Below are 22,843 nucleotides of genomic sequence, written 5' to 3'. Positions count from 1 at the left end.
GTACGTCGTGTCGTTCGGGCCGCCACCTGCGGGATTCGGGCCACCGCCGGAGGCCGAGGGGGAGCGGGGTGCGGGTTCGCCGGCCGCGCCTGTGGGTTCGCCGCCTGCGGCCCAGCAGCCATCCGTACCCCCGTCCGCGCCGGGGTGGGTCGCGCCGACCGACGTCGAGCAGGCGCTGTACGACGCGAAGGTGCGGGGTGACTGGGACGCGTACTTCGCCACGCTCGGGCGGGAGTTGCTGTACTTCGAGGTGGTGCGGGAGAAGGCGGAGGACGGCGGCATATATCCCGTGTTCACCAGGCTGCCGCGGACCAAGGAGAGCTGGTGGCCGGTCTACACGGCCGGGATGCTGCCCGCGCCCGGTCCTGACCAGGTGTTCCACTCCGAGACCCTCCGCTGGCTGGCCCGCACCTGGCGGAAGAGCGACCCGCCGTTCCTCGTGGTGAACCCCGGTTCCCCGTGCGAGGCGTATCTGCCCGCCGCGCCGCCGCAGTCCGACGCATGGGCCAGGCACCAGTCGGAGGTACCGCTCCTGGACCTGCCCAGACGCCTCAGGACGCTGCGCGTCGGCGGACCGCTGCACGGCCCGGTCGCGCACGGCCTCGCCTGCTCCGCACAGCTCAGCGTGAAGAACAGGCTCATCTGGAACGCCATGGCCTGGCACGGCACCGGGTACATCGACGAGCGCCGGATGCTCAAGGAGTGGTGGGGCATCCACGACCGCGAGGAGTGGGCCGAGACCCTGCGGCGGCTCCAGGAGGCCGACATGGTCAGCCCCGTCTGGGAGTTCGTGCTCGGCCTGCGGCGCAGTCTCGCCCGGGACTTCGGCGGACACGTCGACACCGAATACTGGCGCCAGGCCGCCGCCCGCGTCCTGCGCGGCCGCGCCTCCGAGGTGGTGATCACCCCGGACGGCGTGACGTCCGACCCGCGGCCGGAGTCCGAGGTCGAGGCCCAGATCGTGGGCGTGCAGCGGCTGATCGGCCGGATCACGCGGTATGAGGCGCGCTTCCGCGCCGACGGCCTGCTGGAGGGCGACCAGTTCGTCCGCTCCGCCGACGCCTGGGACCTGGGCCGCGCCTCCGCGATGGCCCTGTGGGGCCTGGGCGCGCGCTACTGCACCCTGGAGGAGGCGGAGCGGCACGTGATCACCGCGGGCAGGCACTGCGCGCGCGAGTACCACTCGTGGAAGGACCTCTCCGTGGGCTTCGCGCTCGGCCGCTGCCTGCACTTCGACGAGGAGGAGTTCGGGAGCTGGTACGAGGAGATGCGGGAGGCCCACCACATCCTCACCTCCGACCCCGGAAGCCCCTGGCTCAACATCCCCTTCCGCTAGCGGACGTGGAGGGGCGGCGCCTTCGTACCGCCGTCGCGCCTATCGACGCCGAGGCCACCGCCGCGATGCCGAGCCACTGGGGCCAGGCCAGGTGCTGGCCCAGGAGCAGCAGGCCGAAGACCGCGCCGGCCGCGGGCTCCAGGCTGGTGAGGACGCCGAAGACGCGGGGCGGGAGGCGACGCAGCGCCTCCAGGTTGCAGGAGTAGGGCAGCACGCTGGAGAGCACCGCGATCACGGCGGCGACGGCGAGGACGCGGGGTTCCAGGAGCGCGCTCCCCGCGTGGGCGACGCCGTAGGGGAGGGACAGCAGCGCGCCCCACGCGACGGCGAGGGCGAGGCCCTGGCCGCCGCTGACCCGCCGCGCGAGGCGGGCCGAGACCAGGATGTAGCCGCCCCAGCAGCAGGCGGCAGCGGCGGAAAGGGCCAGTCCTGCGGCCTCCAGGGGGACCCCGCCGTTGCCCAGCAGCACCACTCCGGCCGCGGCGAGCGCCGCCCACAGCAGGTCCTGTACGCGGCGCGCCCCGACCAGCGCGATGGTGAACGGCGCCAGGAACTCCACCGTCGCGACCGCACCCAACGGCACCCGGTCCACGGCCTCGTAGAACGCGAGATGGTGCCCGGCCAGCAGCGTTCCGGCCGCGAGCACGGTGGCCCAGGTGCGCCCGCTCCAGCGCAGCCCGGGCCGCCACAGCGCGACCAGCGCCACGGCCGCGACCGCCAGCCGCAGCGCGACCACGCCGGGGGCGCCCACCTGCGGGTAGATGCGCGGCGCGAGGGCCGCGCCGAACTGCATGCCGCACACGCCGAACAGCACCAGCGCGGGAGCGGGCGCCCGGCCGAGCGCATGCGCCGCCGCATCCGCCGTCGTACGGGAAGGAGTCGTACGGGCGGGAGTCGAGCCATCCCGCTGTGCCGTTCCGTCGATGGTCTCGATGGGTCCGCTCTCCCGCCGTCTCGTGCACCTCGTACGCCCCCTCCCTCACCGGGGCCGCCCCCTGCAACCCGGAGAGCGGTCGTGATCTTCCCGGCTGGGTAGAGTCGCGCGGGTACGGGGGCGAACATCTGTCGGAAGAGGAGTGGGTGGAGTGACCCTTGCCCGAGGCCCGTTGGCCAGGCCGCGCAGGCTCGTACCCGGCGACCGCGTGGCCGTCGTGGCGCCGAGTGGCTCGCTGCCGCGGGAGCGTCTGGAGCGCGGCGTGCGGGTTCTGCGCGACTGGGGCCTGGAGCCCGTGGTGATGCCCCATGTCCTGGACGCGCACCCGGAGTTCGAGAACATCGCGGGCCGCGACGAGGACCGCGCGCGGGACTTCCAGGACGCCTGGTGCGAGGACGGCTTCGCCGGGGTGTTCGCCGCGCGCGGCGGCTACGGCACGCAGCGGATGGTGGACCTGCTCGACTGGGAGGCGCTGCGGGCCGCGCGGCCCAAGGTCTTCGTCGGGTACAGCGACCTGACCGTGCTGCACGAGGCGCTGGCCGAGCGGCTGGGCCTGGGCTCGGTGCACGCGCCGATGATCGCGACCGAGTCGTTCCTGTCCGACAAGGGCACCCAGGAGGGCGTGCGGCGGGCGCTGTTCGAGCCCGAGGCGGAGGCCGCACGGGTCCTGACCACCGGTGAGCACGGCGCCGCGCTCGCGCCCGGCCGCGCCCGAGGCATCGTGCTCGGCGGCAACCTCTCGCTGCTCGCCACCGAGCGCGGCACCGCGCACGCGCGCGCCTCGGCCGCCGGGGGCATCCTCGTACTGGAGGACGTCGCCCAGCCTCCGTACAGCATCGACAGGCTGCTCACCCAACTGCTGCGCACGGGCTGGTTCGAGGGGGTCGCCGGGATCGCGCTCGGCTCCTGGACGGACTGCGGCGAGCAGGAGGAGGTGCGCGCGGTGCTGCGGGACCGGCTCGCAGGACTCGGCGTTCCGGTGGTCGCGGGCTTCGAATTCGGCCACGATCCCACCTCGCTCACCCTGCCGCTCGGCGCGCCCGCGGTGCTGGACGCGGCGTCGGGGACGCTGACGTACGAGGAGGCGGCACTGGCGTAGAACGGGCCCCGCCGCGTCAATGCGCGGAGCTGTCCTCCAACTCCGTCGCGGCGCCCGCCGGTCGGTCCGCCTCCGTACGCGTACGAGGTCCCGTCCACAGCGCGATGGGCACCGCCGAGGCGGCGATGACCAGGGCCAGCGTGAGGGTCGCCGCGTGCAGCGCGTCGGTGAAGGCGCGCACGATCGCGGAGTCGAGGGCCGGGCCGCCGTGCCCGGCCACCCGCGCGCGTGCAGCGGCCACCGTCGTCGGCGCGTCGGGCCCGCTCAGCGCCCCCGGCAGCCGCGCGGTGAAGACCGCCGTGACGATGCTGCCGGTCACGGCGATGCCCAGCGCGCTGCCCAGCTCCCGCGCCAGGCTCTGGAGCCCGGAGCCGACGCCCGCGCGCTCGGCCGGCAGCGCCGACATCATCGCGTCGGAGAACAGCGGCGTGGCGATGCCGCAGCCCAGCGCGGTGAGTACGGCGCCGAGCGCGTACACCGCGTACGGGGTCGCGGCCGTGACCGTCGAGACGGTGCCGAGCCCGGCCGCGAGCACGAGCATGCCGGTGCAGGCGGCGGTACGGCGGCCGAAGAGCCGCTCCAGGAGCAGCCCGCAGCGCGGCCCGGCGAGCAGTGCGGCCGCCATGGGCAGCAGCCGCACGCCGGCGCCGAGCGGTCCGTACCCCTTGGCGTACTGGAGGTACTGGCCGTTCAGCAGGAACAGCCCGAACATGCCGGTGAACAGCAACGCCATGCCCAGCGCGCCCGCACGCACCCCGGGCAGCGCGAAGAGCCGCGGGTCCAACAGGGGGTGCGCCGAGCGCAGTTCGTGCCGGGCCCAGGCGAACAGCGCGAGCGCCGCCACCGCGAAGGCGCCGAGCACGGACGGGCTGAGCCAGCCGTTCTGCGGCCCGGACACGATCCCGTACAGCAGGGCCAGGAAACCGGCCGTGAGCAGGGACGTTCCCAGCGGGGAGACCGGGCGCGGGCTGCGCGGCGCGGCCGGCGCGACCACGGCGACGAGCAGCAGCGCGCAGAGCGCGAGCGGTGTCATGCAGACGAACAGCGTGCGCCAGGTGCCGTATTCGATGGCGGCGCCGCCGCCGACGTTCCCGAGTACGGCGGCGAGCCCGGTCATCGACGCCCAGACCGCGATGGCGCGAGGACGCTGCGCAGCCGGCAGCCCTTGCACGAGCAGCGCGAGCGTGGTGGGCAGCACGGCGGCGGCGCCCACGCCGCTGAGCATCCGGCCCGCGATCAGCACGCCGACCTGGGGCGCGAGGGCGCACACCGCGTTGCCGGCGGTGAACAGCGCGAGCCCGCACAGCAGCGTCCCCTTGCGCCCGCGCCCGTCGGCGAGCGCGCCCGCGGGGATCAACAGGCAGGCGAACACGACGACATAGCCGTCCACCACCCACAGCACGGCCTGCGCCGAGGGGTGCATGGGATCGGCCGACAGTCCGGGAATGGACAGGTTGACGGCCGAGACCATGCCGACGACGAGCGTGACGCACAGGCACATCGCGAAGGTGAGGCCGCGGGGCGTGCGTTCACCGGTGGCGCTCATGCGTCCCCCTGCCGTGCCTGCTGTCTGTCGTGACTGCTGTCGTTGCCGCTGTTGCGGGTGTGCGGTCGTTTCGGGTCGAGTTCGGCGTGCAGGGTGAGGCGGTCGCCGCGCAGGTGGATGAACTCCAGGTCGGCCGGCCTGCCGTCGCGCAGGCGGGTCAGCCGCTCCAGCGCGAGCACCGCGCCGCCGCGCTCCATGCCGAGCACCGCGCAGGTCGCCGCGTCCGCGACCACGGCCTGCGCGGTCACCTCGGCGCCGCCGAGCGGCGCGCCCGCAGCGGTCTCGATCAGATGGAACACGTCGTGGTGCCGCAGCCGCGCGGGCGGCAGCGCCAGCAGCGGCTCGCCCACCTCGGGCAGCAGATAGGTGCAGTCGAGGGAGACCGGTACGCCGTCCAGCTCGCGCAGCCGCTCCAGGTAGACCGCCTCAGCGCCCTCGGGCAGCCGCAGCCGCCGGGCGACCTCGGCCGGCGGCCGCGTACGCCGGGCCTCGCGCACCGTGTTGACCACTTTCCCGTGCCGGTGCAGCACCTCGGCCAGCCCCGACAGATCGCTCAGCGGATGCTCGTACGGGCGGCTGACCACCACCGTGCCCACGCCCTGCCGCCGCTCGATCAGGCCCTCGGCGCCGAGCAGCGCGAGCGCCTCGCGCACCGCGTTGCGCGAGGCGCCGAACTCGCCGGTCAGCATGCGCTCGTCGGGCAGCACGCTCTCGGGGAAGTCGCCGCGCGCGATCTGCCGCCGCAGCACGTTGGCCACCCGGCGCGCCTCGTCGGCCCGCAGCATGCCGCACCCACCTCGCTCCCGTCGGTCCGTCCTCGCCACCCGGTGCCCGACGCTAGGGCCGCCGTGTTGCGTCGAAGTTACGCCACCCACTGTGACCTGCGGCGACGCTCTGATCAGCGCGTTTGGTGATGCTCTCGGGGAGATCCGCCGGTTCGGCCCGCCGGGCTTCGGCTGCCGGGATACGGAAGCCTTGTTCCGCATCCCGGGGCGACTTAGGGTCGGCGCGCCATCCCGCCGGGACGAGGGAGAGCGGTGCGCATGACGTACGAGAACGAGCGGTACGAGGCCGATGGGGCCGGTGAGAACGAAGGGGTACGCCGTCGGGGGTTCCTGGCCGGTGTGGGACTGACCGGCACGGCGGGGCTGCTCGGCGCGGGAGCCGGGCCGCAGGCCGAGGCGGCGTCGCGAGCGGGCGAGACGGCGCCGGGGCAGGCCGGAGCGGTGTCGCGGCAGGACGGAGCGGCGTCGCGGCAGGGTGCGGAGCCTGCGCCGCTGCGGCCCGAGGAACTGGAACGCGGTGCTGGGCACGGCGGGCGGCGCCAGGAGCCGCTCCTTCTCCTGCCGGAACTGCTCCTCCTGCCCGGCAAGGACAAGCCCGTGACCGGGCAGGCCGTGGTGATCGAGGACGGCGTGTTCCGCGACATCGGGCCGGCGGAACGCGTGACCGCCGCGCACCCGGGGCTCCACCCGGTGCGCGCCGAGGGCCACTTGCTGATGCCGGGCTTCGTGGACGCGCACCACCACCTGACGCAGAGCTTCGGCAAGGCGCAGTCGTTCGGGCAGCCCTCCGAGATCTTCAAGACGGTGTGGGAGCCCCTGGAGCGCGCGCTCGACGAGGAGAGCGCGCGGCTCTCGGCACAGCTCGCCGCGCTGGAGTCGCTGCGCGGCGGCTTCACCACGGTCGCCGACGCGGGGACCCGCGCGCCGGTGGACGTGGCGGCGCTCGCCGAGGGCACGCGCGCGGCCGGGATCCGCTGCGTACTCGGCAAGGTCGTCTCCGACGGCAAGGGCGGCGAGGAGCACCTGTCGCGCTGGGACGGGGCCCATCTGGTGCACCCGTCACTGGCCGTACCGGTGCCCGAGGACGCGAGCGACGCCGTCCTCAAGAAGACCGCCGACCTGTGCGAGGAGGCCGGCGCGGTCTTCCAGATCCACGTGAACGAGCATCTGGCCAGCGTGGAGCGCTCGTTGAAGCGGGTGGGGCGACGGCCCGTCGAGCAGCTCCACCATGTCGGCGCGCTGGGGCCGCGCACACTGGGCGCGCACGCGACGATGCTCACGCCCGGCGAGATGCGGATGCTGGCCGACTCCGGGGCCGCGGTCAGCTACAACCCCGTGGCCAGCGCGTGGAAGGGCAACGCGGTGGCGCAGGCGGGGGTGTTGCGGGAGATGGGGGTACGCCTTGGTACCGGTACGGACGGCACCCGCGGTGACGGTTTCCGGCTCGTCGACGCGGCGGAGAGCGCGCAGCGGCTGAGCGCGGGGCTGGCCACCGGGGATTCGGTGTGCGGGGGCGGGCACATGTGGCTGGAGATGGGCACTTCGGGCGGGGCTGACGCGTTGGGGTTGCGGGGGACGACGGGGCGCGTGGCCGAGGGCGCGGCCGCCGACTTCCTGCTCGTGGACATGCGGGTGCCTGAGCTGACGCCGTCCTGGGACCCGTTGTGGGATCTCGTGCGGCTGGGCAACCGCGACCAGATCACGGCGGTGTTCGTGGGTGGGGTCCTCCGCCTCTGGGAGGGGCGGCCGCGGGGGTGGGATGACCGCGCGCTCTTGGAGCGCGCCGGGACCCGTGCCCGCGAGGTCGTACGCCGTGCGGGGATCCACCACGTGCCGGTGCGCAGGTGACACAGGCGGCTCCCACAAGCGTGTCGCGACGGTTCGTACGTCACCCGGCGGACGCCGCAGGCCAGGGCAAGGCCCGGCCGGAGGCGCGGAGCGTCGTAGGGCGGGCCGTCACTCACAAGCCGGGCGCAACCACAAACCCGAATCCCGCCGCAGCGGGAAGCAACCACGCGGGGCAGCCGTCGGCGGTCAGAGCGGGACGCTCTAAAGGCGCGCCACCTCTGCGAGGACCCGCGCCTGGCGCAAAAGCTGAACGCTCGGCTCCAGCGTCTCGTCCTCGTCGACCGACCACAGGACGTACTCCACGTGGCGGGCCACCGCCCATGCCCGTACGCGGGACACGTCCTCGCCCAGTTCGTCGGCGACCAGTGCCGTGCGGCGGCGGAGCGTGCGGCGCGGGTCGGGCGTGGCGAACGGGTCGTCGACCTGCTCGATCAGCGGCCACGGATCGAAGGCCGGATCGCCGGACATCGGCTTCGGGTCGATGGCCAGCCACGGACTGCGCCGCGCCGCCAGCAGATTCCCCGGGTTGAAGTCACCGTGCACCACCACGTCGCGCCCGGCCGTACGCGGCAGGTCCCGCAGCAGGTCGGCGGCCGTACGGAACAGACCGGCGTCGAGCTCGGGCGGCCAGCCCTGCCGCCCCGCGCGCTCCTCCGCCAAGTCGGCCCACTCACCGGCCACTTCGGCGACCGTACCCAGACCGGCCCCCGCAGGGTCAGCGGCCCACAGCTCCCGCAGCACCGCACACGCCTCGCGCAGCCGCCGCTCGGCGGGCACCTCGTGGCTGCGCGCCAGCTCCGTACCGGGCTCGCAGCGCTCCAGCAGCAGCGCGTACCGCTCGGCGTCGTACGCGTACATCCGCACCGCGCCCCGACCGTCCCACAGCCGCAGGCCCGTCGGCTCGGTCAGCATCTCCGGGTGCGGCCAGGACACCTTGAACACGGCGTGCCCGCCGTCCGGCAGCACGGCGGGCGCCACCCAGGAGCAACTGCCGCCCTGGTACGGCGCGCCGAGCCGCATCTGCCACCGCTCGCGCAGCTCGGTGATCAGCTCGGGGAGGCGTTCCAGCCACGCGCGGCCGCTCTCGTGCCGGCCCATGGTGGTGACGACGGGCAGGTCATCGGGGATCAGCGCCGCCACGGACCGCCCTCTCCGCCGCCGGAGCCGCCTTCGTCCCCGCCTTCGTACAGCTCGAAGCACAGCTCGGGCCGTTCCCAGCGGACGGCCGGGGGAGAGGCGGGCCGCGTACCGGTGCGGTGGGCGCCCGCGCGCAGGTAGAAGCCCTCGGCGGGCGGGTGCGCGATGACCGTCACGCGCTCCAGGCCCGCCTCCCGCGCCTGCTCCCGCATGTGGTCGACCAGCAGCATGCCGATCCCGCGCCCCTGCGCCGCGTCGGCGACGAACAGGAGGTCCAGCTCGGGTGGCTCGGTGTGCGGCAACAGCGCGTAGAAGCCGAGCAGTTCACCGCCGCTCCCTCCGCGCCGGCCCCGTCCGCCGCCGCGCGGCCCGTCCCCCGCCGCGTCCAGCGCGAGGTAGACGCATTCGCGCTCGACGTACGCGCGGGAGACGCTGTAGCCGCTGAGAATGGATGCGTAGGGCCCGCCGTACGCGCGCGAAGCGTGGACCAGCGAGGTGAGCCGCAGTGCGTCGGCCGGCTGCGCCCGCCGTATGACCGTGTCCGCCATGCCGCGAGTCTAAGCGGCCTCGCGGGCCGGCCCGGTGAGCCGGTCCCGCGATCCGGTCCCGCGGTCCGGCTCCGTGCGCTCGGCCTTCTGGCCCCGTGCGCTCGGCGATTTGGCTCCGTGCGCTCGCCGCCCCGGTCCCGTGAGGCCGCCTCGTGATCGCGGTCCGGGGCCCGTTGTCAGACCCCCCGTGTACCTTCGCCATATGACCGCACCTTCGCCCTCGCCCACCCCGTCGGGCCCGCGCCCCGCCCCCGCCGCGCCGCCGGTGGAGCTCCGCATGCTGCGGGTCTCCGCGTACGCCGCCGAGGCGGAGCGCGCCGAGGAGCTGCTGTCGGCGGAGGAGCGGGAGCGCGTGTCCAGGTTCATACGCGCCGCCGACCGGGACCGTTACCGCACGGCGCATGTGGCGCTCCGCCGCGAGCTCGCCGCCCGCACCGGGGAGCGCCCCGAGGCGCTGGAGTTCGTGCGCGAGCCGTGCCCGGTGTGCGGGGGACCGCACGGGCGGCCCGCGCTGGCGGGGGAGGGCCCGCACTTCTCCCTCTCGCACGCGGGGGACGTGGTGCTGCTCGGCTTCGCCGCCGCTCCGGTGGGCGTGGACGTGGAGGAGCACCCCCGCGCGGAGACGGTGGACGAGGTCGCCACGACCCTGCACCCGTCCGAGCGCGCCGAACTCGCCGCGCTGGACGGCGTGTCCGAGCGCGCCGCCGCCTTCGCGCGCTGCTGGAGCCGCAAGGAGGCGTATCTCAAGGGCACCGGCACGGGCCTGGGCGAAGACCCCTCGGTGACCCCCGTCGGCACCGCTGCCGAGGGCCCGGCCTCCCCGCCCGGCTGGCATCTGGCGGACATAGCCGCGCCGGAGGGCTATGCGGCCGCGTATGCGGTGCGCACCACACCACCACCCAAGGGGAGTTGATCCGCGTGTCCCGCCGCACCGTGCTCATCGACGCCCCGTCCAACCTCGGGCTGCGCGCGCCCGCGCCCGGCGCCGTCCCCGGCTGCCACAAGCTGGCGGGCGCGCTGCGGGACGCCGGGACCGCCCGGCGGCTCGGCGCGGTGGAGGGCGGAGTGGTGGTTCCGCCGCCGTACGGCACGGGGGCGTGGCGGCCGGGCGACGGGGTGTTCCACGCCGCCGAGCTCGCCGCGTATGCCGAGGGTCTGGCCGCCCGGCTCCAACCGCACATCAGGGGCGGCGACTTCCCCGTCGTGCTCGGCGGCGACTGCTCGATCGCCCTGGGCACATGCCTCGCGCTGCGGCGCACCGGGCGGTACGGACTGGCGTATGTCGACGGTCACGACGACTTCCGGCACCCGGGCAACGCCCCGGCGCACCGCATCGGCGCCGCGGGCGGCGAGGCCGTGGCCCTGGTCACCGGGCGCGGCCAGCCCGACCTCGCCGACCTGGACGGGCTTGGCCCTTACATACGGGACGCCGACCTGGTGCTGCTCGGCCTGCGCGACGCCTGGGACGAACCGGAGAACGCACAGCGCGAGTTGACCGGGCTCGGCATCGCGTATTCCACCGTCGCCACGGTGCGCGAGCGCGGCCCGGACGCCGTCGCACGCGGCGCGCTGAAGCGCCTGGAGGACTCCGGACTCGACGGTTTCTGGCTGCACATGGACGCCGACGTGCTCGACCCCGGGGTGCTGCCGGCGGTGGACAGCACCGAGCCCGGCGGACTCGGCGCCGAGGAGGTGCGGGAGCTGCTGCGGCCGCTCGCCGCCTCCCCGCGCTGCGCGGGTCTCACACTGACCGTGTACGACCCTGACCGCGAGCCGGGCACCGTGCTCCCCGGCGCCCCGCTCCCCGGAGCCGGGCTGCTCGCGGGGCTGCTGGAGGAGGTGCTGGAGGGCTGTCCGTGACGTGAGGGACGTGGGCCGACGGGGCCTGGGGTGGGGGCTGTTCAGGCCGGTGCGGAGCGTGTTCCATGGTCGCGGGGCCGGCATGGCGCCGGCTGCCTTCGAGGAGAGCGAGGTCGCCCGTGGCCGCCACGTCCGCCGTACGCCGGACCACCCTCACCCTGCCCGCAGCGGCCCTCGGCCCGGAGAATCCGCTGCCCGCACTGCTGCCGCTGGACGAGGCGCACCGCATCGAGGAGAGCGAACGGGCCGCGCTGCCCCCGCGGATGGCACGACAGGTCGGCTACGCGCCGCTGCGCAGCGTGCTGCCCGTGCCGGTGCTGGACGGGTACGGGAGGGAGCGGCGTCCGGCCGCGCTGGACGCCCTGGTGCTGGAGAACGCGAAGCTGCGCGCCACCGTGCTGCCCGGGCTCGGCGGCCGGGTGTATTCGCTCTTCCACAAGCCCACCGGGCGCGAACTGCTCTACTCCAACCCGGTGTTCCAGCCCGCGTGCTTCGCGTTGAACGGGGCCTGGTTCTCCGGGGGCATCGAGTGGAACATCGGCGCCACCGGCCACACCACCCTCTCCTGCGCCCCGCTGCACGCGGCCGAGGTACCGGCGCCGGGCGGCGACGGGGCGATGCTGCGGCTGTGGGAGTGGGAGCGGCTGCGGGACACCCCGTTCCAGGTGGACCTGTGGCTTCCCGAGGACTCCGACTTCCTGTACGTGGGCGTGCGCATCCGCAATCCGCACGACCGCACCGTCCCCGTCTACTGGTGGTCCAACATCGCCGTGCCGGAGGACGAGCACACCCGCGTCCTCGTACCGGCCGACGAGACCTGGCACTTCGGCTACGAACGCAGCCTCAGCCTGGTGCCGGTGCCGGAGTGGCGCGGCGCGGACCGCACGTACCCGCTGCGCAGCGAGTATCCGGCGGACTTCTTCTACGAGGTGCCGGACGGCGAGCGCCGGTGGATCGCCTCGCTGGACGGCGGGGGCCGGGGGCTGGTGCAGACGTCGACGGACGTGCTGCGCGGCAGGAAGCTGTTCGTGTGGGGCAGCGGTACGGGCGGAAGGCGCTGGCAGCAGTGGCTGACCGAGCCGGGCACGCCCGGCTATGCGGAGATCCAAGCGGGGCTGGCGCGGACCCAGTTGGAGCATGTGGCGCTGGAGGCGGGCGAGGAGTTCGCCTGGCTGGAGGCGTACGGGCCGCTGCGCTGCGACCCGGGCACGGCGCACGGCGGCGACTGGGCCGCGGCGCGCGGGCACGCGGCCGAGCGGCTGGAGGAGGCGCTGCCGCGGGCCGCGGTGGAGGCCGCGTACGAGGTGTGGCGGCCGCAGGCGGATGTGGACCCGGCGCCGGACGTGCCCGCGCTGTACGCCGGTTCGGGGTGGGGCGCGCTGGAGGTGCTGCGCGGCGGGTACGCGTTGCCGGGCACCCCCTTCGCGCGGGACACGCTGGGGCCCGAGCAGGAGCCGTGGGCCGAGCTGCTGCACACGGGGCTGCTGCCGGGTCCAGCGAAGGTGCTGCCGCCAGGTCCGACGCTGGTCTCGCCCGAGTGGCGCGCGCTGCTGGAGTCGGCCGACGCGGGGCCGCTCGACCGGCACGAGCTGGACTATCACCTGGGGGTCGCGCAGTGGGCGGCGGGCGACCGTTCGCAGGCGGTGCGGAGCTGGGAGCGTTCGGTCGCGCGGAACGCGAAGTGGCCGGCGCTGCGGTGCCTCGCGCTGGCCGATCTGCGCGAGGGCAACGTGGGGCGCGCGGCGCGGCGTTACCAGGAGGCGTTCGCCGACTGCCGCGCGGACGCGGAGGGCGCGGCGGGGGCGGAGGCGTGGACGGCCGCGCTGGCCTCGCTGGGGCGGGAGGCGGTGGGGGCGCTGCTGGAGGCGGGGCTGGGGGAGGAGGCCGCTTCCGTGCTGGACGCGCTGCCGCGGGGGGTGCGGTCGCGCGGTCGGTTTCGGTTGTTGCGCGCGCAGGTGCTCGTCGCGCTGGGCGATCTGTCCGGCGCCCGTGCCGTCTTCGCGGAGGGCTTCGAGGTCCCCGACCTCCGAGAGGGCGACGAGACCCTCCACGAAACGTGGCAGTCGATAACGTCCGACCCCCTCCCGGACCACTACGACTTCCGCATGCGGCCTTAGCTTCCGCGCCACCACGCACCCGACGGGGTCCGGGGCGCAGCCCCGTGAACGCCCGCGGCGAGCGCGTTCGTTGGGTGCGTGGGGGCGGGGCCTCGCGGCTGGCGGTTCCGGTGTGCCCGCCCGTTCCGCCCCGGCGGAACGCACGCCCACACCTCGGAGCGGGGAACCGGCGGAACGCACGCCCACACCTAAGTGGGGGGGGCGGGAGGGTGACCGTACGGGCGGGTCTGAGGAGACGGGCGTCCGGGGAAGGGGAAACGGGCCCGGGAGAGGGGCGGGGAAAAGTGCGTAGGGAGGCTCACCTGCGGTGCAGGGGCCAGCCCGGGCGGGCGGAAGCGGGCGTGATCCAGCCCGCACCGGACCTGGTGACCACACCCGCGAAAAGGTAGAACTCTCCCCGCGGGCCCGAACGGGCAAGCACGTGCCCGAACGGCCCCACCAGGAGAGGAGCACGCACACCATGAGCGCGGAGGAACGCCAGCGCACGATCGTCGGCACCGCCCGCCGCGCCGGCTCGGTCGACGTCGCGCGGCTCGCCACCGAGCTCGGCGTCGCCAAGGAGACCGTACGGCGCGACCTGCGCGTACTGGAGCAGCACGGCCTGCTGCGCCGCACGCACGGCGGCGCCTACCCGGTGGAGAGCGCGGGCTTCGAGACGACCCTCGCGTTCCGCACCACCGTGCAGGTGCCGGAGAAGCGCAGGATCGCCGCAGCGGCGGCCGACCTCCTCGGCGAGGCGGAGACCGTCTTCATCGACGAGGGCTTCACCCCGCAGCTCGTCGCCGAGGCGCTGCCCAGGGACCGCCCCCTCACCGTGGTGACGGCCTCGCTCGCCGCGGCCAGCGCCCTCGCCTCGGCCGAGCAGACCACCGTGCTGCTGCTCGGCGGCCGGGTGCGCGGCGGCACCCTGGCCACCGTCGACCACTGGACCACCAAGATGCTCGCCGGTTTCGTCATCGACCTCGCCTACATCGGGGCCAACGGCATCTCGCGCGAACACGGACTGACGACCCCCGATCCCGCGGTGAGCGAGGTGAAGGCGCAGGCGGTGCGGGCCTCGCGGCGGCGGGTGTTCACCGGGACGCACACCAAGTTCGGCGCGGTGAGCTTCTGCCGGTTCGCCGAGGTCGGCGACTTCGAGGCGATCGTGACCTCGACCGGCCTGTCCGCCACCGAGGCGGGCCGCTACTCGCTCCAGGGACCGCACGTCATCCGCGCCTGACCGGCGGGTCCGCCGCCCCGGCAGCAGCCCGGCGCCGTCCCGCCGCGCACCGCCGGGCGGCGGCCCCGCCCACCCTCACGAGTCCGCTATCTCCCGTTACCGACCCATATCGCCCCGCAGCCCCCGCACCCCCCCCGCACCCCTCACGCCCCGCACCACCCCGTACCCCCGACCTCCCGATCTCCGACAAAGAAGTCCAGGAGCCCTTATGCGTACCAGGAGCCGCCGACGTCTCCATGCGGCCGTCGGCGCCGCGACGGCGGGCGTACTGCTCGCCGGATGCGCGGGTGCCGGCGGCACCGGCGCCGACGACGACGCCGTGAACGTCCTCATGGTGAACAACCCGCAGATGGCCGAGCTCCAGAAGCTCACGGCCGCGCACTTCACGAAGAAGACCGGGATCAGGGTCAACTTCACGGTGCTGCCGGAGAACGACGTACGCGACAAGCTCAGCCAGGACTTCGCGAACCAGGCGGGCCAGTACGACGTGGCGACCCTCAGCAATTACGAGGCGCCGATCTACGCCAGGAACGACTGGCTGCGCCCGCTCACCCCGTACGCGAAGAAGGACCCGGGCTTCGACCAGAAGGACATCCTGCCCTCGGTGCGCGAGTCGCTGAGCGGGCAGGACGGGCAGATGTACGCGCAGCCCTTCTACGGCGAATCGTCCTTCCTGATGTACCGGAAGGACGTCTTCGAGAAGAAGGGGCTGAAGATGCCCGCGCACCCCACCTGGCATCAGGTGGCGGACCTCGCGGCGAAGGCGGACGGCGCGGAGAAGGGCATGCGCGGCATCTGCCTGCGCGGCCTGCCCGGCTGGGGCGAACTGGCCGCGCCGCTCAGCTCGGTGGTCAACACCTTCGGCGGGACGTGGTTCGACAAGGACTGGAAGGCGCGGATCGACGACCCGAAGTCGCCGGGATTCCGCGAGGCCACCAAGTTCTACGTGGATCTGGTGCGCAAGCACGGCGAGGCGGGCGCGGCCCAGTCGGGCTATGCCGAGTGCCTCAACAACATGACGCAGGGCAAGAGCGCCATGTGGTACGACGCGACCGCGGGCGCCGGGTCGCTGGAGGCCGAAGGGTCCCCGGTCAAGGGCAAGATCGGCTACGTACCGGCGCCGGTCGAGAAGACCAAGTCCTCGGGGTGGCTGTACTCGTGGGCCTGGGGGCTGCAGAAGGCGTCGAAGAAGCCGGACAAGGCGTGGAAGTTCATCCGCTGGGCCTCCAGCAAGGAGTACGAGCGGCTGGCCGGTGAGAAGGCGGGCTGGGCCAACGTCCCCGCCGGCAAGCGCGCCTCCACGTACCGCATCCCCGAATACAAGCGGACGGCCGCCGCGTTCAGCGAGGTCACGCGCAAGGCCGTCACGCAGGCCGACCCGCGCAACCCCGGCGTGCAGAAGCGGCCCGCGCCCGGCGTGCAGTTCGTCGGCATACCCGAATTCCCCGACCTCGGCACCAAGGTCTCCCAGGAGATCAGCGCCGCCATCGCGGGGCGCCAGTCCACCGAGGAGGCGCTGCGCAACTCCCAGCAGCTCGCCGAGGTCGTCTCCAAGGACTACGAGGGGCGGGAGGCCCAGTGACCACCGCAGCCACCACACCCAGCACCCCACCGGGCACCGGCACGACGGCCCCTCCGGACGCCAAGCGCCGCACCGGACCCCCGAACCGGCTGCGCGCCTGGGCGGCCCGCGGCCCGCTCCTCCCCGCGCTGGTCTTCCTGATCCTGGTGACCCAGCTCCCGTTCGCGGCGACGCTCGTCATCTCGTTCTTCGAGTGGAACGCCTTCTACCCGGACGAGCGGACCTTCGGGTGGTTCACCAACTACCAGGAGGTGCTGACCGAACCGGCGCTGCGCGACTCGGTCATCACCACGATCCTGCTCACCGTCACGGTGGTGCTGGTCAGCCTCGTGCTCGGGCTCGTCCTCGCGCTGCTGCTGGACCGAAGGTTCCGGGGGAGGGGCATCGTGCGCACGATGCTGATCGCCCCGTTCCTGGTCGTGCCGGTCGCGGCGGCGCTGCTGTGGAAGCACGTGCTCTACAACCCGGAGTACGGCCTCTTCAACGGCCTGCTCACCTGGATCTTCGGCGACGGCGCCGCGCAGCCCGACTGGGTCGCGGAGATGCCGTTGACCGCGGTCGAGGCGTCCCTCGTCTGGCAGTGGACGCCGTTCATGATGCTGATCCTGCTGGCCGGGCTCCAGTCGCGCCCGGCCGACGCGATCGAGGCGGCGCGCATCGACGGCGCGGGGCCCTGGCAGATCTTCCGCTATCTGACGCTGCCGCATCTGCGGCGCTACATGGAGCTCGGCGCGCTGCTCGGCTCGGTCTACATCGTGCAGAACTTCGACGCCGTCTTCACCATCACCTCGGGCGGTCTGGGCACCGCCAACCTGCCGTACACGATCTACCAGACCTTCTACCAGGGGCACGAGTACGGGCGGGCCTCCGCCGCCGGTGTGCTGGTGGTCATCGGCTCGCTGATCATCGCCACCTTCGCGCTGCGGGTGGTCTCGTCCCTGTTCCGCGAGGAGTCCCGCGCATGAGTGCCACAGCGACCTCGGCCCCGACGGCCGCCTCAACTCCCGTACGCCCGCAGGGCCTCGGCAAGCGGCCGCGCACCGCCAACAGCCTGCTCGGGCTGCTGGCCTGGCTCTGCGCCATCGCGTTCTTCCTGCCGATCGCGTGGATGGCACTGACCTCCTTCCACTCCGAGTCGGACGCGGCGACCAACCCGCCGTCGCTGACCGCGCCGCTGACCCTGGACAGCTACCGCGAGTTCTTCGGCGCGGGCGGCGGCGCGAGTCCCTGGCCCGCGCTCGCCAACTCCCTGACGGCTTCGGTGGTTTCGACCCTGTTCGTGCTGGTTCTCGCGCTGCCCGCCGCGTACGCGCTGTCCATACGGCCCGTGCAGAAGTGGCGGGACGTCCTCTTCTTCTTCCTCTCCACGAAGATGCTTCCGCTGGTCGCGGGCCTGCTGCCGGTGTATCTCTTCGCCAAGCAGACCAACTTCCTGGACAACGTGTGGCTGCTGGTCATCCTCTACACCTCGATGAACCTGCCGATCGCGGTGTGGATGATGCAGTCCTTCCTCGCCGAGGTGCCGGTCGCGCTGATCGAGGCGGCGAAGGTGGACGGCGCGCGGCTGCCCTCCATCCTGCTGCGCGTGATCGCCCCGATCGCGGCCCCCGGCATCGCCGCGACCTCCCTCATCTGCTTCATCTTCAGCTGGAACGAGCTGCTGTTCGCGCGTGTGCTGACCGGCGTGGTGGCGCAGACCGCGCCGGTCTTCCTGACCGGCTTCATCACCAGTCAGGGCCTGTTCCTGGCCAAGGTGTGCGCCGCGTCCCTCGTGATCTCCCTGCCGGTGCTCGCCGCGGGGTTCGCCGCCCAGGACAAGCTGGTCCAGGGCCTGTCGCTAGGAGCTGTCAAATGAAGGCCGCACTCGTCGAATCCGTCGGCAAGGTGACCCTGACGACCGTGCCCGAGCCCACTCCGGGGCCCCGCGACGTGGTGGTGAAGGTCGCGGCCTGCGGGCTGTGCGGCACCGATCTGCACATCGCGCAGGGCGAGTTCGCGCCGACCCTGCCGGTGATCCCGGGGCACGAGTTCGCGGGGGAGATCGCCGCGGTGGGCTCCGAGGTCAGCGAGCTGCGCGAGGGCGACAGGGTCGCGGTCGACCCCTCGCTCTACTGCTACGAGTGCCGCTACTGCCGCACGGGCCACAACAACCTGTGCGACCGCTGGGCGGCGATCGGCGTGACGCGTTCGGGCGGCGCAGCGGAGTACGCCGTCGCGCCCGTCGCCAACTGCGTACGGCTCCCCGACCACGTACGGACCGAGGACGCCGCCCTGATCGAGCCGCTGTCCTGCGCGGTACGGGGCTACGACGTGCTCAAGTCGCAGCTCGGTTCGCACGTGCTCATCTACGGTTCGGGCACCATGGGCCTCATGATGCTGGAGCTCGCCAAGCGCACAGGCGCCGCGAGCGTGGACGTGGTCGACCTGAACCCCGACCGGCTCGCGACCGCGAAGCAGCTCGGCGTCTCGGCTTCCGCGGCCGGCCCCGACGAGCTGGACCGGCCGCAGGGCTGGGACCTGGTCGTGGACGCGACCGGCAACGCGGCGGCGATCCAGGACGGGATCGGCCGGGTGGCCAAGGCGGGGACCTTCCTCCAGTTCGGCGTCTCGGACTACGCGACGACCGCGACCATCGAGCCGTACAAGATCTACAACCAGGAGATCACCATCACCGGCTCCATGGCGGTCCTGCACAGCTACGAGCGCGCCGCCGAGCTCTTCGCCGCCGGCGTCCTGGACCCCGACGTCTTCATCTCCGACCGCATGCCGCTGGGGGAGTACCCCGCGGCACTCCAGCGCTTCGCCGACGGAAAGGGCCGCAAGATCGTCGTGACGCCGTGACGGCGGCGGGCGTTCGCGGTGCCGCGGCGCCCGGTGCTGCCGCGCACCCAGCCCAGCCCAGCCCCGGGCGGGCGCCTCCCGCCCGGGGCCATCCGTGTGACCAGCCGGAATGTGTGACTCCGTCGCATCGTTGAACCCTGCATGAAGGCGATCACACAGCAGCAGTACGGCGGCCCCGAGGCGCTGGAGCTCACCGAGCAGCCCGAGCCGAAGGTCGCGCCCGGCGAGGTTCTGATCCGGGTCAAGGCCGCCGGGATCAACCCGGTCGACTGGAAGCTCGGCGCGGGCTATCTGGACGGGATCATGGAGACCCGCTTCCCGCTCATCCCCGGCTGGGATGTGTCCGGTGTGGTCGAGGCCACCGGCTTCGACGCGACCGAATTCGCCGTCGGCGACGAGGTGTTCGGGTACGTCAGGAAGGACTGGGCGCAGCTCGGCGCGTACGCGGAGAAGGTCTCGGCGAGCGTCCGGATGCTGGCGCGCAAGCCCGCTTCGCTCAGCCACCGCGAGGCGGCCGGCGTCCCGCTGGCTGGGCTCACCGCGTACCAGTCGATCCGGCGCGTCGGCGCCGGCGAGGGCGACACGGTGCTGATCCACGCGGCGGCCGGCGGTGTCGGCTCGCTCGGCGTGCAGATTGCGGTGGCACGCGGCGCCCGCGTCATCGGCACCGCGAGCGAGCGCAACCACGCGTTCCTGCGCGAGCTCGGCGCCGAGCCCGTGGAGTACGGGGACGGGCTGGCCGACCGCGTGCGGGAACTGGCGCCCGGTGGCGTGGACGCGGCGCTGGACTTCGTCGGCGGCGAGGCCGTCGAGGTGTCGCGGCAGCTCGTGAAGAGCCCGGACCGGGTGGCCTCGATCGCCGAGGCCGGGGTCACCGAGAGCGGCGGCCACTACGTGTGGGTGCGCCCGGACGGCCAAGGGCTCGCGGAACTGGGCGAGTTGGCCGACCAGGGCAAGCTCAAGGTCGCCGTGGAGCGGTCCTTCCCGCTCGCCGAGGCGGCCGAGGCCTGGCGGCTGAGCGCCGAGGGCCGGGTACGCGGGAAGCTCGTGCTCGACGTGGACTGAGCCCGCGCGGTACGTCGTACGTGAGGGTCCCGGGGCGCGCGCCCCGGGAGCCTCACGTACGAGATGTCACGCCTGCGCCACGTACTCGAAGACCGAGCCGTCCGGGTGACGGGCGATCACATTGTGGCCCGTGCCCGTCGAGTTGGGGCCCGCGATGATGTCGGCGCCGACCGCCTCCAGGTCGGTCACCGCCTCCTCGACATCGCGCACCGCGATGGTCGCCACGATCTTGCGCAGCACTTCCAGATGCCCCTCGGGCCCGCTCATCAGGAAGAACGGCCCGACGGCCGCGACCGTGACCGGTCCCTGCTCGAAGCGCACCGCCTCCGCGTTCGAGAGCTTCTCGTACACCGGCACGGCGGCGTCCAGATCGTCCACGCACACCCGCAGCGAGGTCCCCACAATGTCCATGCGGGGGAGCCTAATTGGGGACGGCAGTCGCCGTCACACCCGGTGGAGGATCTCCTCACACCCGGCAGAGGATCTCTCCGTTGACGATGCTGAACCAGGCGTCGGGCTCGGCTCCCCAGCGGCGCCACGCGTCCGCCAGACCGCGCAGTTCCTCCTCCGTCGCCAGGCCCCCGTTCACCGCCGACTCCGCGAAGGACGAGGCGACCAGGCGCTCGGCCCACAGGCCGCTCCACCACGCGCGCTCCTCCTCCGTCGTGTAGAGCCAGGTGCTGGTGGACACCGTCACGTCGGTGAATCCCGCCTCGCGCGCCCAGACGTGCAGCCGGCGCCCGGCGTCCGGCTCGCCGCCGTTGGCGCGCGCGACCCTGCGGTACAGGTCCAGCCACTCCGCCATGCCCGGCACCTCCGGGTACCAGAACATCCCGCCGTAGTCCCCGTCCCGTGCCGCCACGATGCCGCCGGGCTTGCACACCCGCCGCATCTCGCGCAGCGCGCCCACCGGATCGCCCACGTGCTGGAGCGTCTGGTGCGCGTGCACGACGCAGAACGAGTCGTCCTCGTACGGCAGTCGGTGGATGTCTCCGGTCTCGAAGGACACGTTCTTCACGCCGCGCTCGTCCGCGTGCGCGCGGGCCTTCTCCAGGACGCCCGCCGCCGCGTCCAGGCCGGTGACATGGCCGTCCGGCACCAGCTCGGCGAGGTCGGCGGTGATGGTGCCGGGTCCGCAGCCGATGTCCAGCAGCCGCATGTGCGGCAGCAGATGGCCCGTGAGGTACGCGGCGGAGTTGGCGGCGGTGCGCCACTGGTGGGAGCGCAGGACGGACGCGTGGTGGCCGTGGGTGTACACGGCGGTCTCTTGTGCCATGCATCCACTTAACGACGCGTCTCGGCATGCGAGCAAGGTTGTTTCACCATGTGAGCAGCCGTCTTGAAGGGGCTAGGGCTCCGGCGGCCGGTACACGGTCAGCGCCTCGCGCTCCTTGTCGAGCGTCAACTCCCGTGGTGCGGGCGCCACTTCGCCGTCGTACGCGAGCAGTCCGCCCTCCGGGACCCCGGTGATCTGCAGCCGCCTGAGCTGCGCCGAACGGTGCCGCGGGCGCCTCCCGAGCGCGCCCGCGACCGCCGCCGACAGCAGCCGCGTACGGGCCAGCCGCCCGCCCCGTACGGTCCGCACGTCCAGCAGGCCGTCCGCCAGGTCGTGCCGGTGTACGGGGGCGAGGCCCACGCCCCGGTAGGTGCAGTTGCCCGCGAACAGCAGCCACAGCGAGCGCGGCCGGCCCGCGAGCCCGGCCACCACGGGGCGGTCCGTGCGCAGCACGCGCCAGGCGGCGAGCACCGACGCTGGGCCCGCGCCGATCCGCGGGGCCCAGCGCTCGCGCAGCCGCACCAGCTCCGGATAGCAGCCCAGGCTCAGCGTGTTGACGAAGAAGCCGTGCGGTGCACCGTTCGGACCCGGGCTGAACCGGCCCAGGTCCACCGCGACCGCCGCGCCGGAACGCACCGCGCGCGCCGTGTCCTCCGGGGTGCCGATGCCCAGGTCGAGGGCGAAGTGGTTGCGGGATCCTCCGGGGAGGACGGCCAGCGGGAGCCCGTAGCGGACGGCCGCCGCGGCCGCCGCGTTCACGGTGCCGTCGCCGCCGTACACGCCGAGCGCGCCGCCCAGCGCGAGCGCCCGCCGCGCCGCCTCGTCGAGCGCGGCGGCGAGCGAACGGCGCGCCTCCGTGGGCCCGCCGGGATCCTCGGCCTCCGCGTCCTCCGTCTCCGCGTTCTCCGGCTCCCGCACCACCACCTCGGCGCGCGGCAGCACGCGCCGCACCGCCGTCTCGGGGCTGGTCACCGACAGCGGCGGGGTGCGCCCGGCGCGCGTCGCGCCCGCGACGGAGTTGGCGACCACCACCAGGCCCTTGCCCTCGGGCAGCGCGGGCGCCTCGGCCACCGGGCGCGCGGGCGGCGGGAGTTGGCCGCGGGTGGGCGCGAGACCCCGTACGGCCAGCGCGGCGCCCAAGCCCAGGGCCGCGCCCGCCAGCACGTCGCTCGGGTAGTGGACTCCCGTGTAGACGCGCGAGAACGCCACCGAGGCGGCGACCGGCGCCAGCGCCGCGCCCCAGCGCGGCGACTCCAGCGCGACGCCCGCGGCGAAGGCCGCGGCCGAGGCCGAGTGCCCCGAGGGGAAGGAGGTGGTGTGCGGCTGGCGGTGCAGCCTGCGGATCACCGGCACCGCGTCCAGCACGGGGCGCGCCCTGCGCACCGAGCGCTTGCCGAGCACGTTCACCGTCGCCGAGGCCACCGCCAGTGAGGCCGCGCCGCGCAGCGCCGCGCGCCGTCCGCTCCGGGTGCGGGTCGCGGCCATCCCGGCGGCCAGCGCGAACCACAGCCGCCCGTGGTTGGCGCTCCGGCTCAGCCGGGGCAGCACGCTCTCGGCGCCCGGCCAGTGCCGCCGCGCCACCTGGTGGAAGAGGCCGCGGTCCCAGGCGGAGAGCCGGTACGCCAGGGTGCTCCGCCGCTCGTGGTC

Annotated in this window: 20 protein-coding genes; 12 read left to right on the top strand and 8 right to left on the bottom strand. The window is 73.9% G+C overall.

Going from position 1 to position 22,843, the window contains the following annotated elements:
• The first annotated feature begins 7 nt into the window (after nt 1-7).
• Entirely contained in the window at nt 8-1,336 is a 1,329-nt protein-coding gene (locus tag ABEE00_RS17655; RefSeq protein WP_345746460.1) for a DUF1266 domain-containing protein, read from the top strand.
• On the opposite strand, the gene ABEE00_RS17650 is transcribed toward ABEE00_RS17655, so the two are convergent.
• A complete protein-coding gene (locus tag ABEE00_RS17650; protein WP_345746507.1) occupies nt 1,317-2,129 on the bottom strand; it encodes an EamA family transporter in 813 nt (270 codons plus the stop codon). The two genes, ABEE00_RS17655 and ABEE00_RS17650, sit on opposite strands and share 20 nt — an antisense overlap.
• 292 nt (nt 2,130-2,421) lie before the next feature.
• On the opposite strand from ABEE00_RS17650, the gene ABEE00_RS17645 reads away from it, so the two are divergent.
• Nucleotides 2,422-3,369: a S66 peptidase family protein gene (locus tag ABEE00_RS17645; protein WP_345746459.1), complete on the top strand. Its 948-nt coding sequence runs from the start codon at nt 2,422-2,424 to the stop codon at nt 3,367-3,369.
• 16 nt (nt 3,370-3,385) lie between these two features.
• Here the strand turns inward: ABEE00_RS17645 and ABEE00_RS17640 are convergent, their stop codons facing one another.
• Nucleotides 3,386-4,915 (bottom strand): MFS transporter, encoded by a 1,530-nt coding sequence (locus tag ABEE00_RS17640; protein WP_345746458.1) that lies wholly within the window; start codon nt 4,913-4,915, stop codon nt 3,386-3,388.
• Nucleotides 4,912-5,700 (bottom strand): GntR family transcriptional regulator, encoded by a 789-nt coding sequence (locus ABEE00_RS17635; protein ID WP_345746457.1) that lies wholly within the window; start codon nt 5,698-5,700, stop codon nt 4,912-4,914. Before ABEE00_RS17635 ends, ABEE00_RS17640 begins: the two co-directional genes overlap by 4 nt.
• A gap of 258 nt (nt 5,701-5,958) precedes the next feature.
• On the opposite strand from ABEE00_RS17635, the gene ABEE00_RS17630 reads away from it, so the two are divergent.
• Nucleotides 5,959-7,548, top strand: a complete 1,590-nt coding sequence (locus ABEE00_RS17630) for an amidohydrolase family protein (protein ID WP_345746456.1) — start codon at nt 5,959-5,961, stop codon at nt 7,546-7,548.
• Nucleotides 7,549-7,749: 201 nt separating this feature from the next.
• Here the strand turns inward: ABEE00_RS17630 and ABEE00_RS17625 are convergent, their stop codons facing one another.
• Nucleotides 7,750-8,688, bottom strand: coding sequence for an aminoglycoside phosphotransferase family protein (locus ABEE00_RS17625; protein WP_345746455.1), 939 nt, complete (start codon nt 8,686-8,688; stop codon nt 7,750-7,752).
• Nucleotides 8,676-9,233, bottom strand: a complete 558-nt coding sequence (locus ABEE00_RS17620; protein ID WP_345746454.1) for a GNAT family N-acetyltransferase — start codon at nt 9,231-9,233, stop codon at nt 8,676-8,678. Before ABEE00_RS17620 ends, ABEE00_RS17625 begins: the two co-directional genes overlap by 13 nt.
• A gap of 202 nt (nt 9,234-9,435) precedes the next feature.
• On the opposite strand from ABEE00_RS17620, the gene ABEE00_RS17615 reads away from it, so the two are divergent.
• The 9 genes from ABEE00_RS17615 to ABEE00_RS17575 all read left to right on the top strand — a co-directional run bounded on the left by ABEE00_RS17615 (nt 9,436) and on the right by ABEE00_RS17575 (nt 19,920).
• The gene (locus ABEE00_RS17615; protein WP_345746453.1) at nt 9,436-10,146 is read left to right on the top strand and encodes a 4'-phosphopantetheinyl transferase family protein; all 711 of its coding nucleotides are present in this window, start codon (nt 9,436-9,438) and stop codon (nt 10,144-10,146) included.
• A 5-nt stretch (nt 10,147-10,151) separates the two neighbouring features.
• The gene (locus ABEE00_RS17610; RefSeq protein WP_345746452.1) at nt 10,152-11,093 is read left to right on the top strand and encodes an arginase family protein; all 942 of its coding nucleotides are present in this window, start codon (nt 10,152-10,154) and stop codon (nt 11,091-11,093) included.
• Between the two features lie 119 nt (nt 11,094-11,212).
• Nucleotides 11,213-13,210, top strand: coding sequence for a DUF5107 domain-containing protein (locus ABEE00_RS17605; RefSeq protein WP_345746451.1), 1,998 nt, complete (start codon nt 11,213-11,215; stop codon nt 13,208-13,210).
• A 460-nt stretch (nt 13,211-13,670) separates the two neighbouring features.
• The gene (locus ABEE00_RS17600) at nt 13,671-14,432 is read left to right on the top strand and encodes a DeoR/GlpR family DNA-binding transcription regulator (protein WP_345746450.1); all 762 of its coding nucleotides are present in this window, start codon (nt 13,671-13,673) and stop codon (nt 14,430-14,432) included.
• Nucleotides 14,433-14,640: 208 nt separating this feature from the next.
• Nucleotides 14,641-16,014, top strand: coding sequence for an ABC transporter substrate-binding protein (locus ABEE00_RS17595; protein WP_345746449.1), 1,374 nt, complete (start codon nt 14,641-14,643; stop codon nt 16,012-16,014).
• On the top strand, nt 16,011-16,979 hold the full coding sequence (locus ABEE00_RS17590) for a carbohydrate ABC transporter permease (RefSeq protein ID WP_345746448.1): 969 nt from the start codon (nt 16,011-16,013) through the stop codon (nt 16,977-16,979). Before ABEE00_RS17595 ends, ABEE00_RS17590 begins: the two co-directional genes overlap by 4 nt.
• Nucleotides 16,976-17,869, top strand: coding sequence for a carbohydrate ABC transporter permease (locus tag ABEE00_RS17585; protein WP_345746447.1), 894 nt, complete (start codon nt 16,976-16,978; stop codon nt 17,867-17,869). Before ABEE00_RS17590 ends, ABEE00_RS17585 begins: the two co-directional genes overlap by 4 nt.
• The gene (locus ABEE00_RS17580; RefSeq protein WP_345746446.1) at nt 17,866-18,855 is read left to right on the top strand and encodes a zinc-dependent alcohol dehydrogenase family protein; all 990 of its coding nucleotides are present in this window, start codon (nt 17,866-17,868) and stop codon (nt 18,853-18,855) included. The genes ABEE00_RS17585 and ABEE00_RS17580 overlap by 4 nt, the downstream gene beginning before the upstream one ends.
• A gap of 141 nt (nt 18,856-18,996) precedes the next feature.
• The gene (locus ABEE00_RS17575) at nt 18,997-19,920 is read left to right on the top strand and encodes an NADP-dependent oxidoreductase (RefSeq protein WP_345746445.1); all 924 of its coding nucleotides are present in this window, start codon (nt 18,997-18,999) and stop codon (nt 19,918-19,920) included.
• Nucleotides 19,921-19,986: 66 nt separating this feature from the next.
• Here ABEE00_RS17575 and ABEE00_RS17570 read toward each other — a convergent pair whose 3' ends face one another.
• The 3 genes from ABEE00_RS17570 to ABEE00_RS17560 form a co-directional block, all read right to left on the bottom strand.
• On the bottom strand, nt 19,987-20,331 hold the full coding sequence (locus ABEE00_RS17570; protein ID WP_345746444.1) for a VOC family protein: 345 nt from the start codon (nt 20,329-20,331) through the stop codon (nt 19,987-19,989).
• Nucleotides 20,332-20,386: 55 nt separating this feature from the next.
• The gene (locus tag ABEE00_RS17565) at nt 20,387-21,196 is read right to left on the bottom strand and encodes a methyltransferase domain-containing protein (RefSeq protein ID WP_345746443.1); all 810 of its coding nucleotides are present in this window, start codon (nt 21,194-21,196) and stop codon (nt 20,387-20,389) included.
• Between the two features lie 72 nt (nt 21,197-21,268).
• Nucleotides 21,269-22,822: a bifunctional phosphatase PAP2/diacylglycerol kinase family protein gene (locus tag ABEE00_RS17560; protein WP_345746506.1), complete on the bottom strand. Its 1,554-nt coding sequence runs from the start codon at nt 22,820-22,822 to the stop codon at nt 21,269-21,271.
• Nucleotides 22,823-22,843: the final 21 nt, after the last annotated feature.

The sequence above is a fragment of the Streptomyces odontomachicola genome, assembly GCF_039605595.1.
GTDB lineage: Bacteria > Actinomycetota > Actinomycetes > Streptomycetales > Streptomycetaceae > Streptomyces.
The sequence above is the reverse complement of the archived record's forward strand: the minus strand, read 5'-3'. Positions and strand labels throughout refer to the sequence as shown.